The sequence below is a fragment of the Simiduia aestuariiviva genome (genome assembly GCF_014192475.1).
GTDB classification, from domain to species: domain Bacteria; phylum Pseudomonadota; class Gammaproteobacteria; order Pseudomonadales; family Cellvibrionaceae; genus Simiduia; species Simiduia aestuariiviva.
Genome location: NZ_JACHXZ010000001.1, coordinates 836386 through 848381 on the forward strand (window position 1 = coordinate 836386; position 11996 = coordinate 848381).

Consider the following 11996-nt stretch of genomic DNA (forward strand, 5'->3'; position numbering starts at 1 on the left):
AGCTATGAAATTCGGTGTGATTGGCGCCGGCATAGTGGGCGTCGCAACGGCGCGGGCCATTCAGCAACGTTGGCCGTCGGCCCGCGTTTTGTTGTTGGAAAAAGAATCCGCCCCCGCGCTTCATCAATCAGGACGCAACAGCGGCGTCATCCACGCCGGTGTTTATTATCCTCCGAACAGCTTGAAAGCTGACTTTTGCCGGCGTGGCATGGCGGCGACCTATGCCTATGCCGATGCCCATCAAATTCCCTGTCGCAACACGGGAAAGTTAATCGTGGCCGCTCATGAAAGTGAGTTGAAGGCCATGCACGCATTAGCTGATCGCGCGGCGCACAATGGCATAGTGGTACAGCCGCTGTGCGCAAGCGATTTACAACGACGTGAAGCCGCAGTGAGTGGTGCCGGTGCGCTGTGGGTGCCCGCGTCCGGTATTGTTGATTATGGCGCGCAGGTGTGCGCCATGGTTGCAGAGTTCACTGATGCAGGTGGCAGTCTTTTACTAAATAGTTGCGTGCAACATATCGATGAACGTGCGAGTGGCATTAACCTAAGGCTAACTAACGGCGAGCAATGCAGAGTGGATGCGCTCATAGTGTGTGGCGGATTGCAGGCTGATCGCTTGATTCGCGCACAAGGTTTGGTGCCGGATTTTTCCATTTTGCCGTTTCGCGGTGAATATTATCGCGTGCGGTCAGGGGCGGTAACACTGTCGCATTTAATATACCCCGTGCCCGATCCCGAACTGCCGTTTTTGGGCGTGCATTTAACGCTCATGACGAACGGTGCAATCACCGCGGGTCCAAATGCGGTGTTGGGATTGCAGCGCGAGGGCTACGGTCAGGCGCATCAAATGAACACTCACTGGCAAGATGTTTGGTCGCTGTTGTTTTATCCCGGTTTTTGGCGATTGCTTGCGCGCTATCCGGGCGCGGCATTGCGTGAATGGCGAGACAGTTGTTGGCGGCGTGGGTACCTTCGTCGGCTGCAGAGCTATTGCCCGACATTGACCTTGCAAGACTTACAACCTTGGCCCACGGGTATTCGTGCTCAAGCCGTGTTGGCCAACGGTGAATTGGTGCAGGATTTCCATTTTATGCAAACTGATCGCACGTTACATGTGTGCAGTGCGCCTTCCCCGGCGGCCACTTCGGCTTTTCCCATTGCGCAGTATCTTATTCAAAAACTGGAGGCGCAGTTGCCATGATGCCGTTAAGTTTTATGGAGCAGTTGGAGCGCGAAGTGGATATTAGCTTTACGCTCGCGCAGGGCAACGGTGGCCAAAACGTCAATAAAGTTTCAACGGCGGTGCAGTTGCGTTTTGATGTGGCTAACTCGCAGTTGATCAACGAGCACTGTCGGCAAACGTTGTTGAACAGTGGCGATTCGCGCCTGACCAAAGACGGTGTGCTGGTACTGCGCGCGCAGGAATTTCGGACGCAACAAAAAAATAAAGCCGCTGCCCTCGAACGCCTGCGGGACCTCATTCAGGCGGCCAGTGAAGTGCGCAAGAAACGGCGGGCAACCAGACCTACCCGAGGTTCAAAAGAGCGGCGGTTGAAAAGCAAAACTGTCCGTGGTGCTATCAAACAGGGACGTGGAAAAGTGGATTTTTAACCGACACTATGACGTGCCGGTTAAAAAGTGGGTTATGTCCGCTATTAATTGCGAGCGAAGACGGGATCTGGCTCGTTCCACTCATAGCCTTTGGAGCGAATGTATTGCAGCAGCCGCGCAGTTTTCGCGCGCTGTCGCTCACAGGAAAAACGTTCGTGTAAATTGTTGCCCATCAGCGCCAAGAAATCATCGCGTTTGAGCTTGATTAAATTTTCATGATCGCCCGCCTCCATGTAGACCTCTTCCTGCTCTGAAAGCGCATCGTCCCAGATCACTCGCAAGCCGTAGGCCTGGCCTAGGATGGGTATGGCGCCGGGCGCACAATCTTCAAACAAAACTTCTAGTTCATCTTCGCCGGCCAGCTCCAAGTGGCGGTCGAAAATTTGATTCAGAGTGTGTCGTTTGACTTTGTAGCAGGCGGGCAAGACGGCGACAGTGTAATACATGTCTTCATCGCGAAATACCACAGCCTTGGCGAGTTTCAGTGGGGGGATGTGAGCGCTGTTGGCAGTATTGACGCTGCCTTCAGCGTATTGGTGGGGTACGACTTCAAAGGGGACCTTTTGTTGCGACAAAAAATGCGCAAGGTTACTGGCTAATCCCATACAACGCCTCCAAATACCGTGTAGATACACAAACGCGGTTAATGCTGTGGGCGTTAAAGAGATACCGCACCCGCAGCACCTTCGGTTTCGGCTTAAACATACCCGTTTTTGGGGCGTGAGCAAAGCCGATACAACACCTCAACCTTGAGTCATTAGTACTCTGGGGTTTTGTTAGAGGTAGGTTAAGTATAAGTGCTATCTGTGACGGAATAATGTCAATGTGGTCTAGGTATGTGGTTTTTTATACAGCTGCGACAGAAGCTTAAACGGTTAACCTTGCGCAGTTATTGGGTTGGCAGGGGGCGGGAAATAAAAAAGGGGCGCAATTGCGCCCCCAGTTTTACGACGAAACTATTTGCCAAGTCGCTGAGCGGTAAGATCCAGCGCCTTGCGCGCGCGGTCCACCAGTTCATCGATTTCGTCGGTGCTCATGGTGAGTGGTGGTGCAATGATCATGGTGTCGCCCACGGCGCGCATAACCAGGCCGTTTTCGATACAGGCTGCACGACAGAGATCACCGGCAGTGCTGTTGTCGTCAAAGCGGGTGCGGGCAGATTTGTCATTGGTGAGTTCGATTGCACCCACAAATCCAACGCCGCGCGCCTCGCCCACGATGGGGTGATCGGCGAGTGTGGCGAATTGTTCTTGCAGGTAGACGCCCTTGGTGTCGCGCACTTGCTCTAGAATTTTATCGCGCTGCAGGATGTTGATGGTGGCTAGCGCGGCAGCACATGCGGCCGGGTGGCCGGAGTAGGTGTAGCCGTGGTAGAACTCGCCGCCCTGCGTTTTTAAGACATCGGCCACGCGGTCGCCAACCATGACGCCGCCCAGCGGCTGGTAGCCGTTGGTGACACCCTTGGCGAATGGCATTAGGTCCGCTTCGACATTGAAATAGTCGGCGCCAAACCAGTGACCGGTGCGGCCGAAGCCACAGATGACTTCGTCGGTAATTAACAAAATGCCGTATTGATCGCAAATGCGCTTCACTTCGGGCCAGTAGGTGGACGGAGGCACAATCACGCCGCCGGCGCCTTGGATGGGCTCGCCAATGAAGGCCGCAACCTTATCGGCGCCCAATTCCAGAATCTTGGTTTCAATTGAGCGCGCGGCTTTTAAGCCGAACTCTTCGGGGCTCATGTCGCCGCCTTCGCCATACCAGTAGGGCTGATCTACGTGGTGTACGTAGGGTAGGCGGGTAAATTGGCTGTGCATGCCGCCCATGCCACCGAGGCTCGCGCCGCCGATGGTGGAGCCGTGGTAGGCGTTGTGTCGGCTGATAAATATTTTGCGCTCTGGCTGGCCCAACAGATCCCAGTAGCGGTGCACCATGCGGATCACCGTGTCGTTGGCTTCACTGCCCGAACCGGTGTAGAACACATTGTTCATGTGGGGCGCGGCCACTTCTGCCAGTTTGGCGGACAATTCGATTGACGGCGGGTGGGCGCACTGGAAGAAGCTGTTGTAGAAGGGCAGCTCTTTGAGCTGCTCAGCCACGGCATCGGCGATTTCTTGCTGGCCATAGCCGAGGTTGCAGCACCAGAGGCCGGACATACCGTCCAGAATTTTCTGGCCATCAGACGTATAGATGTACGGGCCTTCGGCTCTAGTGATGATTCGGCTGCCGCGCTCCATTTGGTCTTTAAAGTCAGTAAAGGGGTGCAGGTAGTGTCCGGCATCCATGGATTGCCACTCGGCAGTGGAGCGCTTTTGATACGTCTGGCTCATAGAACCTCCTGAAGCGCCGGCGGGGCGCGTTGATTTAATGCGCTGTCGGTGGGGCCTACTGCGCCCTGCGCCGACAGCGTTGGTGTCTGTGGGTAATAATGTGATCACATTATTAGGGTGTTTGGCAACACCCCGAGTGTGCAATCAGCTCAAATTGGTTCGCCTTCAGTGGTGGCCACCTCTAACTCTTCTTGCCCTAAGGCGCCGATGCCCTCGCGGATGTCGCTGGCGATGGCCAGTTTGAGCGCGAGTGCATCGCGCGCGGCGATAGCGTCGGTGGCCTGTACGTGCCGGTCCGTGAGGTAACCCAAACCTATTCGGTTTAGCACAAGTCGCATGAACGGCGCGCTCTGTAGCCACAAACTTTCGATCAACGGCAAGATGACCTCGTTGGGGCCGTGGCGGTAGAGGGTCAGGTGAAACTCGAGATTTGTGCGGATGTAGCTTTCGGCGTCCTGTACTTCGATGGCTTGGGTCACTTGGTCGTCCAGGGCCTTTAAGTGGGCCAAGTCATCGGTGGAGATGTGCGCCATAGCGCGCAGTGCTGCTTGGGTCTCAAGGGCGATACGCGCCTCGACAATCTGCTCTAGTCGACTGGCGGTCATGTGCGGCACGGTCACGCGGCGATTGTCTTGCAGCGCCAAGGCGTGTTCGGCGGTGAGGCGGCGCAGGGCTTCGCGCACGGGCATGGGGCTGACATCGAGCATTTCTGCGATACCGCGAATAGTGACTGCCCGACCCGGAACAAAGCGGCCGCACAGAATGGCTTCGCGCAACTGGAAGTACACGCGCTCCTGCTGGGTCTTAAATTCGGTGTTGGGTTCGCTCATGGGGTTTGACTTTACTAATGGCCGAGGTTAGATTATCCCATAACTTGGATTTGTGATCACATTATTTTTGTGATGGATGGGTAAAAAGACTTATCGCAGTAGTGTGTGATCTGGCAGTGAGGGCGGCAGAATGGCTGAGATCACTGGCCTGTTTTTTTATGGCTCAAAAAACAGAATAATACTTCGTTTATTCTGGTGAACACAGGCAATTCCCTAGGCAAACAGAGAGGCATGGGCTTCGGTCCAGTTGAATCATGACCCTGCATACACAGGCTTTAGAAGTCTGGAATCGCGAGATCGCAACGGCAGTCGCCTGTTTGGGCAGTGCCGATTTCTACGCAGCGCTAGTGGACGCTCTGTCAGCTACGCTACCGGTGGACTACCCGCAGGTTTGGCGCTATACCGATAGCCAGCCCGAGCCCAGCGTGCTGTTTCATCGCCTGAGCGGTGTCCAGCGCAAGCAGCAGGTGGATGACTACCAAGCCGGCCTCTACCGCAAAGATCCCTACTACCAGCTCACGCACAATGGCGACATCGAAGCCGGCTTTAGCCATTGGCGCGCCACCGCCGATGATGCCAGCCACACCTTGCACGATGGCTTGGATGTGTGTGATGAAGTGGTGTTTGTGACGCAGATCGATTCCCACACGCACATTCATTTATGTTTAATGCGCGCCCGTCAGGCGCTGCCGTTCAGTGCCGCCGAATTGGCGTTGCTCAACGCTTGCTCGCCCATGGTGACCCAGTTAATCAGCCAGCACGTGAAGGTGGTAAATCGGCCAAAACCGGGCGTCGAAGCGGGGGTAAAACAGGCTGTGGCCTTGTTTGGCCGGTCACTGCTGACCGCGCGCGAGCAAGACGTGTTGGGGCTCATGCTTAGCGGCTATTCCACCCGTATCGCGGCAGATAAACTGGGCATCTCAACAGAGACGCTGCGCCGGCACCGGAAAAATATTTATCAAAAACTGGACGTCAGTTCGCAATCGGAGGTGTTTTCACTGTTTATCAATTCCCTCGGTTGCTATGACGCAGCACCTGGTCAGGATCCCTTGCGCGGCTATTTTGGCCGCCAACCGGTGCCCGGTTAAGTGAGTCGGTAGCGACGAAAATCAGTGCCATTCGGCACATTAACGACTAAGTTTTAAAGAATACTTAAATAGGCGCCACCCCAGTGGGTGGCGCGCCTGATGGAGATGGTCATGCTTGGCCCAAGTAAAGCGAAAGATTTGGAACTGGCGAAAAAGTTCCTAGAAGAAAATCCGGATATTGAAACCATTGAAGTGCTGTTACCGGACATCAATGGCGTGCTGCGGGGCAAGTGGCTACCGCGCGACAACTTGCTGAAAGCCTTTAAGGGCGGGTTAAAGCTACCGGTGACCACATTGAACTTTGACATCTGGGGGCGCGATGCACCCGGTGTCGCATTTGACGATGGCGATGCCGACGGCATCTGCGTACCCGTGGCCGCGAGTTTGAGCCGAGTGCCTTGGACCGATCGACCCATGGGGCAAATGTTTGTGCACATGGCAGACCTCGAAGAGCAGCCCTTTATCGGTGATCCGCGCGTTGTGCTCGATAGCATTGTGGAAAAGTTCAAGGCTATCGGTTTAACACCCGTGGTTGCGATTGAATTGGAATTCTATTTGTTGGAGTTGAAGCGCGATTCCACTGGGCGTCCGGTGCACGCAGGCTGCGATGCCAACGCCGACTACCCCATTGGCGGGCAGCCCTACAGCCTCGACCTGATGCAGGAATACGAAGAAGCCTTTCATGAAATGCGCGAGGCTTGCGAAACCCTCGGTGTGCCAGTCGATACCTTGGTGAAGGAGTTTGCGCCAGCGCAGTACGAAATTAACTTGCACCATGAAGACGACCCGTGCAGCGCAGCCGATCACGCCATGATGTTAAAGCGTGTGATCAAAAGCGTGGCCCGTCGCCACGATTTGAATGCCTCGTTCATGGCTAAGCCTTTTGGCGACATGGCGGGCAACGGCATGCACGTGCATTTCAGTATTTTGGACGAATCTGGCCACAATATTTTCAACAACGAAACGGAAGAGGGCAGCGAGGCGCTCATGCACGCCATCGCCGGTGTGCAGTCCACTATGGTGGAAACCATGGCCGTGTATGCACCCAACTTTAATTCCTACCGCCGGTTTCAGCCGGGCTCTTATGCGCCCATGGCGCCGACCTGGGGCTATGAAAATCGCACTGTGGCGCTGCGAATTCCCTCCGATGACTTCGCTGCAACGCGCATCGAACACCGGGTGAGTGGCGCCGATGCCAATCCCTACTTGGTATTGGCGTCGATTTTAGCCGGCGCCTACGAGGGCATTTCGCGCAAGCTGCAGCCCACGGCGGCGATGGAAGGCGATGCCTACTCACAGGCGCAGTCGTCGCTGCCGGTGTACTGGCCCGACGCCCTCAATGCATTCGAGCGATCACATTTCGTGCGCACCCACTTGGGTGAAGTGTTTCAGCGTTCGTACTTAGCCGCCAAGCGTCAAGAGCTCAATGAGTTCCGTCGCACGGTGACGCGCATGGAATACGACGCCTATTTACTGTCGTTTTAAATAGTCCACAGTGTTTGGAAAAACGGCGCCCCGGGCGCCGTTTTTTTATGGCCGGGAAATGGCCAGCGGTGGGCAAAAATCGCCACAAGGGTCTTGCACGGCGCTGTGGCATGACCAGTTGGCGTAAGTTTGTGCCTCTGGGTGTGGGGCGTAAGCTATCCTTTAACCTACTGGTATCAAGCTTCAGCAAATGTCCGCCTAGGCACCACCCTTGAGAATGAGGGCATTGTGGCCTGAGAGGCGGGCTGATAAGCCAGTTATTCACTAGAGCTGGGCGCACTCTGTCGTCGGAGGTCTTTCCTTGGCGGCTCAACGCACCTACAATCGCCCCGGTAGGTTGTTTTAACTCTTGCTGAATTCGCGCGATTCGATCGCAGTGAGCACTTCGCGCGAAGCACATCCGGGACGATCAAGTATTCAGCGTTTATTTGAGGTCCAGTGATGCGAGTGTGGGAGATTTCCCCCGGTTACCTTAACGATGACGAGTTGCGAGCGCAGCGCCAGCTGGTGGTGAGCTTATTGACTGACGGGCACCAATCGGGGCCGGCCAGTGGCGACGAAGCGAAGCGTTGGTCACATTATGGTAACGCCCTGCAGTGCGCCGCCGCTTGGTTGGCTGCTGAATGTGAGTTGCGCGATTTGCCAGTGGCCGATGTAGCGCTCCCGAGCTTGGCGCCCACAGGTTTGGCGTGGCCCGCGATCAATGCGCCCGCAGAGCGATTCATCGAGCTGCAGGCGACGGCGGGCCGTTCGCCTGGCCGCATCCCCCTGCCAAATTCCACCCAGAGTCTATGGGCTCAGCACAAATACTCGGTGGCCGCTCGGTCCATGGAGGCCTACCGCAGCATTAGCGTAAAGGTGGCTACCAGTCGCGGGCGCGACAATTTTGCTTGGTTGGCGAGCGAAGTCTGCTTGCAACTGCGTTTGTGTCCCGAGCAGCAGAGCCTGCGCGATGCACTGTTGCAAATGTGGGGGTACGTGGCCGGCGCCGGTGCGGTCTCCCCCCGTCTATTTGACGATTTGCCCGCCCTGTTCGCCGAGATTCAACGCCGAGCACATACCATGAACATTCCCTACCTGACCCACGCCACGGCGTTGTCGGAACTGCGCGTCTGGTTGCCCTGATCAACTAGGGCCAAAGATTGGCAATGGATTTGCCTGTGCGCGGCACTGCAGGTACGCTAACGGCCGTTTGAATTTCAGGAAGATGATTGCCAATGGCGCCTCCACCCTTTGAGTTGCTGGCCGGCCCCAGTGCCTATCGCCACATTCTGCAAAATGGCCTTTCCCCGCAGGATATTCGCAGTGTTTTTGGCGCGTCCGGCGCTGCAAAATGGCTGACTATCTATGGCTTAGATCGCGCAATTTTTGAGCAGTGGCTACCCGCGGCCGAACAACAGATTCACTTATTTGGGACCTCGATCGGGGCGTGGAAGTTGGCTGCTGCGGGACAATCACAGCCTGGTTGGGCGCTCAATGAATTGGCCGAGGGCTACATCGAGCAAAACTATGCCGACGGGATTACGCAACCCGTGGTGCACCGCGAGTTGATGAAGATACTCAACCGGTTTCTCATGCAGCCGCAGGTAGACGACTTATTATCGCAGAGCCGTTTTAACTACCACTGCGGTGTGGCACGCTGCCATGGTGCGCTTAGTCAGGACACGGCTTGGCCATTACTGCGTGGCATGTCATCGGCGTTTGTACGCAACTTGCGGGGCCGACAGCGGCTCAACGGTCAGTTTGAACGGGTCATTTTTGCAGACCCTCGCCGCGCACCATCGGTGGCGTCCGCTGACGGGATTAGTACCGAGGTGTTGTCGCTATCGAGCAGTAATTTGCGCGACGCTGTGATTGCCTCGGGTTCCATACCCTATGTGATGGCGGCGAAAACGGCCATTGCGCAGGTGCCGCCCGGCGTTTATCGCGATGGTGGATTGGTGGACTATCACCCTGTGCCCGCGAACTTTTGGCGCGAGCCGGGCTTGATTTTATATCCGCACTTTTACCGTTGGTTGCTGCCCGGCTGGTACGATAAATACTTGCCGTCGCGCCGGGCCTCAGCTGCGGCGCTAGACAATGTCATCATGGTGGCGCCAACGCCGGCGTACGTAGCCTCGCTGCCCGCCGGACGCATTCCCGATCGCAAAGATTTTCAACGCTTTAAAGACAATGATGCGGAGCGCGTGCGTCGCTGGCGCATCGTTAAGGAACAGAGCCTGCAATTGGGTGAGGCATTTATGCAGGTTGCACAGCGTGGCGACTGGGCAGCTGTAACTCGATCGCTGTAATTTACAGACACAAATACGGTGGCAGTAAGCGCCACCCATGGGATTAGTTATGCTAGGAAAAATCATCGGCGGGTTACTGGGGTTCATTACCTTGAACTTCCCTGGCCTGATTCTCGGAATATTGGCGGGACACTTTTTCGACCGTGGGCTCCAGCAGGTTGGCGCTGGCCTGAACCCTGAGCAGCGGCGCGAATTGGAAAGTCGTTTTATCAACACGCTGTTTCCATTGCTTGGTCATATCGCAAAAGCAGACGGCCAAGTGACGCAATCCGAAATTGACCACACCGAAGACGTGATGAGCAAGTACGGTATTGCCGATGAACATCGCCAGCAGGCCATTGCGTTGTTTCAGCAAGGCACTAGCGCGGGCTTTCAAGTGCAGCCAGTGGTGCAGGAATTTTTTCAGGCCACGCAGTTGCAGCCGAATCTTCGCCGCGTATTGCTGACCTATGTGATTGGCATGGCAATGGCCGATGGCGAGCTACATCCCGGAGAGGAGTCCGCCCTGCGTGAAATTGCCCAAGGTTTGGGTTTTGCCGGCGCAATGTTCGAGCAGTTGATGGCCATGTTGCGCGCGCAGGATCAATTCCGCGGTCACACTGCGCCGCCTCGCGGGCAGGAGTTAGCGACAGCTTACGCCGCCTTGGGGGTTGACCAGTCGGTGTCTGATGCCGAACTCAAGAAGGCCTATCGAAAGCTTATGAGCGAAAACCACCCTGATAAACTCATGGGGCAGGGCGTGCCCGATGAGGTGATTAAAGTTGCCACAGAGCGCGCACAGGATATTCAACGGGCCTATGACTTGATTCGCAAATCCCGTAAAGCCAATTAAAAGCGCTTGAAAAAGTGCACGTTCGCCCCGAAATCGACAGTAGGCTTGTCGAGCTGTGGTAAAGTACGGCTTCGGTTTTTCACGGTCGCGCAGGGTGTCGTTTACGACTTAATCAAGGCGAGCCGAGCGGCCGTAAACTGGGCGGTGAGATGCGCCCTTTAAGCTCAAATCATTGAGCGGCGCGGATCGACCACGTCGATCGGACAATACATAAAAGCCTGCGGGCTGAAGGCAACAGAGGTTTATGATGGAAGCTGAAAAGAAAGTCTTTGTGGTGGTAGACCCTAACGACGATCGACACATTGCCTTGGAGCGTGCGTTGATCACCTCCAAGTTTCGCTCGCCCAGCCCCAAGCTGGTTGTTTTTGTGGCGGTAGATGGTGAAGCCGTCGACACCCGCGCAATAAATGATCACTTATTTAGAGATGAATTTTGGTTCCGCGATCAGATTCGTAAGCCCGTTGAAGAGGCGGGTCTGGAGTGTGAAATTCAAGTGTGTTGGTCGAGTGATTGGCAGGCGGCCATTATCCAAGAGTCTAAGCGCAGTGGCGCAGAGATGATTTACTTGCCCGTGCACGCCAAGACAACGCGCCGCTTTACCTTTGCCGAATCTAAGTGGCAGGTCTTGAAAAAGGCCGCATGCCCCGTGGTATTGATTCGCCCAGGTGCGCACGACAAGCGCAAAGTGGTGTTAGCGGCGGTAAATTTCCAAGCCGACAAAGACAAGCAGCGTCAGCTCAATAAGCAGATTGTGCAGCGGGCAAAATACATCGCGAGCAACTACGGTGCCGAGCTGCATTTTGTTAACGGATACCTGGATTCGATGCTCTATCCCGATCGCGGTGCATTGGCGAAGGAAACCGGCGTGGAGGCTGATCGCATCCATGTAAAACAGGGTTACACCGATGAAGTGGTGGCGGGTGTTGCCAGTGCCATTGATGCTGATTTAGTCGTCATGGGGACGTTAAATCAATTGGGCTCCACTGGAACACTGTTGCGCGGTAACACGGCGGAACGTGTGATTGGCGCTCTGGATGTCGACGTTATGGTCTGTAACGAGTTCACGACCACCAAGTAAGCCGGCCAAAGTATTCAGTATTGCGTTGCGTAAAAGCCAGCCCTAGGGGTTGGCTTTTTTTATGGAGGACACAAAACCTGTCCCGGTCATTCGGTTTATCTCGGTCAGCGAATGGTAAAGGTGGACCAAGTTTCGGTGGGCTGCAATTTTGCAATAACGGATGTTACATCGGCGGTAATGGGGCCTTTGTGGAGCCAAGATTCAAATTGGTCCAATTGTTCCAGATTGCCACAGGCGAAGGCTTCCACTTGGCCATTGGGTAAATTGCGCACCCAGCCGGTTAGCGACAGGGCGAGGGCCACCTCAAGGCAGCTGGCGCGATAATACACACCTTGCACCGTGCCACTGATAACAAATTGCTTGCAGAGCATCATGGCCCCCTTGCCAGAATTAATCGCAATGATGAAAAGAGTATAGCGGGCCTATATCCAGCCATCGTTCGGTCGTG

At 55.4% G+C, this 11996-nt stretch carries 12 protein-coding genes; 8 read left to right on the plus strand and 4 right to left on the minus strand.

Annotated features, from left to right (window positions below):
* Positions 1 to 4 precede the first annotated feature (4 nt).
* Positions 5 to 1204: an L-2-hydroxyglutarate oxidase gene (gene lhgO, locus FHS30_RS03815; RefSeq protein WP_183908464.1), complete on the plus strand. Its 1200-nt coding sequence runs from the start codon at positions 5 to 7 to the stop codon at positions 1202 to 1204.
* Complete coding sequence (gene arfB, locus FHS30_RS03820) at positions 1201 to 1614, plus strand: alternative ribosome rescue aminoacyl-tRNA hydrolase ArfB (protein ID WP_183908466.1); 414 nt, start codon at positions 1201 to 1203, stop codon at positions 1612 to 1614. Before lhgO ends, arfB begins: the two co-directional genes overlap by 4 nt.
* A 44-nt stretch (positions 1615 to 1658) precedes the next feature.
* Here arfB and FHS30_RS03825 read toward each other — a convergent pair whose 3' ends face one another.
* The 3 genes from FHS30_RS03825 to FHS30_RS03835 form a co-directional block, all read right to left on the minus strand.
* Positions 1659 to 2219, minus strand: coding sequence for an aminoacyl-tRNA deacylase (locus tag FHS30_RS03825; protein ID WP_183908468.1), 561 nt, complete (start codon positions 2217 to 2219; stop codon positions 1659 to 1661).
* A gap of 351 nt (positions 2220 to 2570) precedes the next feature.
* The gene (locus tag FHS30_RS03830) at positions 2571 to 3944 is read right to left on the minus strand and encodes an aspartate aminotransferase family protein (RefSeq protein ID WP_183908470.1); all 1374 of its coding nucleotides are present in this window, start codon (positions 3942 to 3944) and stop codon (positions 2571 to 2573) included.
* 149 nt (positions 3945 to 4093) lie between these two features.
* Complete coding sequence (locus FHS30_RS03835; protein WP_183908472.1) at positions 4094 to 4774, minus strand: GntR family transcriptional regulator; 681 nt, start codon at positions 4772 to 4774, stop codon at positions 4094 to 4096.
* Positions 4775 to 5028: 254 nt separating this feature from the next.
* Here FHS30_RS03835 and FHS30_RS03840 point away from each other — a divergent pair, with 254 nt between their 5' ends.
* From FHS30_RS03840 to FHS30_RS03865, 6 genes are all read left to right on the plus strand, one after another.
* The gene (locus FHS30_RS03840) at positions 5029 to 5862 is read left to right on the plus strand and encodes a helix-turn-helix transcriptional regulator (RefSeq protein WP_183908474.1); all 834 of its coding nucleotides are present in this window, start codon (positions 5029 to 5031) and stop codon (positions 5860 to 5862) included.
* Positions 5863 to 5973: 111 nt separating this feature from the next.
* Positions 5974 to 7347 carry a glutamine synthetase family protein gene (locus FHS30_RS03845; protein ID WP_183908476.1) on the plus strand — a complete coding sequence of 458 codons (1374 nt, stop codon included), beginning with the start codon at positions 5974 to 5976 and terminating at the stop codon, positions 7345 to 7347.
* A 447-nt stretch (positions 7348 to 7794) separates the two neighbouring features.
* Complete coding sequence (locus FHS30_RS03850) at positions 7795 to 8472, plus strand: hypothetical protein (RefSeq protein ID WP_183908478.1); 678 nt, start codon at positions 7795 to 7797, stop codon at positions 8470 to 8472.
* Between the two features lie 92 nt (positions 8473 to 8564).
* Complete coding sequence (locus FHS30_RS03855; RefSeq protein WP_183908480.1) at positions 8565 to 9638, plus strand: patatin-like phospholipase domain-containing protein; 1074 nt, start codon at positions 8565 to 8567, stop codon at positions 9636 to 9638.
* Between the two features lie 37 nt (positions 9639 to 9675).
* Positions 9676 to 10470, plus strand: coding sequence for a co-chaperone DjlA (gene djlA / locus FHS30_RS03860; RefSeq protein ID WP_246341121.1), 795 nt, complete (start codon positions 9676 to 9678; stop codon positions 10468 to 10470).
* 247 nt (positions 10471 to 10717) lie between these two features.
* Complete coding sequence (locus FHS30_RS03865) at positions 10718 to 11548, plus strand: universal stress protein (RefSeq protein ID WP_183909239.1); 831 nt, start codon at positions 10718 to 10720, stop codon at positions 11546 to 11548.
* A 104-nt stretch (positions 11549 to 11652) separates the two neighbouring features.
* Here the strand turns inward: FHS30_RS03865 and FHS30_RS03870 are convergent, their stop codons facing one another.
* Complete coding sequence (locus FHS30_RS03870; RefSeq protein ID WP_183908482.1) at positions 11653 to 11919, minus strand: acylphosphatase; 267 nt, start codon at positions 11917 to 11919, stop codon at positions 11653 to 11655.
* Positions 11920 to 11996: the final 77 nt, after the last annotated feature.

Coding starts and splice junctions, on each gene's coding strand:
- FHS30_RS03840 (WP_183908474.1), top strand. CDS start 5,029: ATGACCCTGCATACACAGGCTTTAGAAGTCTGGAATCGCGAGATCGCA.
- FHS30_RS03865 (WP_183909239.1), top strand. CDS start 10,718: ATGGAAGCTGAAAAGAAAGTCTTTGTGGTGGTAGACCCTAACGACGAT.
- FHS30_RS03835 (WP_183908472.1), bottom strand. CDS start 4,774: ATGAGCGAACCCAACACCGAATTTAAGACCCAGCAGGAGCGCGTGTAC.
- djlA (WP_246341121.1), top strand. CDS start 9,676: ATGGGATTAGTTATGCTAGGAAAAATCATCGGCGGGTTACTGGGGTTC.
- FHS30_RS03870 (WP_183908482.1), bottom strand. CDS start 11,919: ATGCTCTGCAAGCAATTTGTTATCAGTGGCACGGTGCAAGGTGTGTAT.
- FHS30_RS03825 (WP_183908468.1), bottom strand. CDS start 2,219: ATGGGATTAGCCAGTAACCTTGCGCATTTTTTGTCGCAACAAAAGGTC.
- FHS30_RS03855 (WP_183908480.1), top strand. CDS start 8,565: ATGGCGCCTCCACCCTTTGAGTTGCTGGCCGGCCCCAGTGCCTATCGC.
- lhgO (WP_183908464.1), top strand. CDS start 5: ATGAAATTCGGTGTGATTGGCGCCGGCATAGTGGGCGTCGCAACGGCG.
- arfB (WP_183908466.1), top strand. CDS start 1,201: ATGATGCCGTTAAGTTTTATGGAGCAGTTGGAGCGCGAAGTGGATATT.
- FHS30_RS03830 (WP_183908470.1), bottom strand. CDS start 3,944: ATGAGCCAGACGTATCAAAAGCGCTCCACTGCCGAGTGGCAATCCATG.
- FHS30_RS03845 (WP_183908476.1), top strand. CDS start 5,974: ATGCTTGGCCCAAGTAAAGCGAAAGATTTGGAACTGGCGAAAAAGTTC.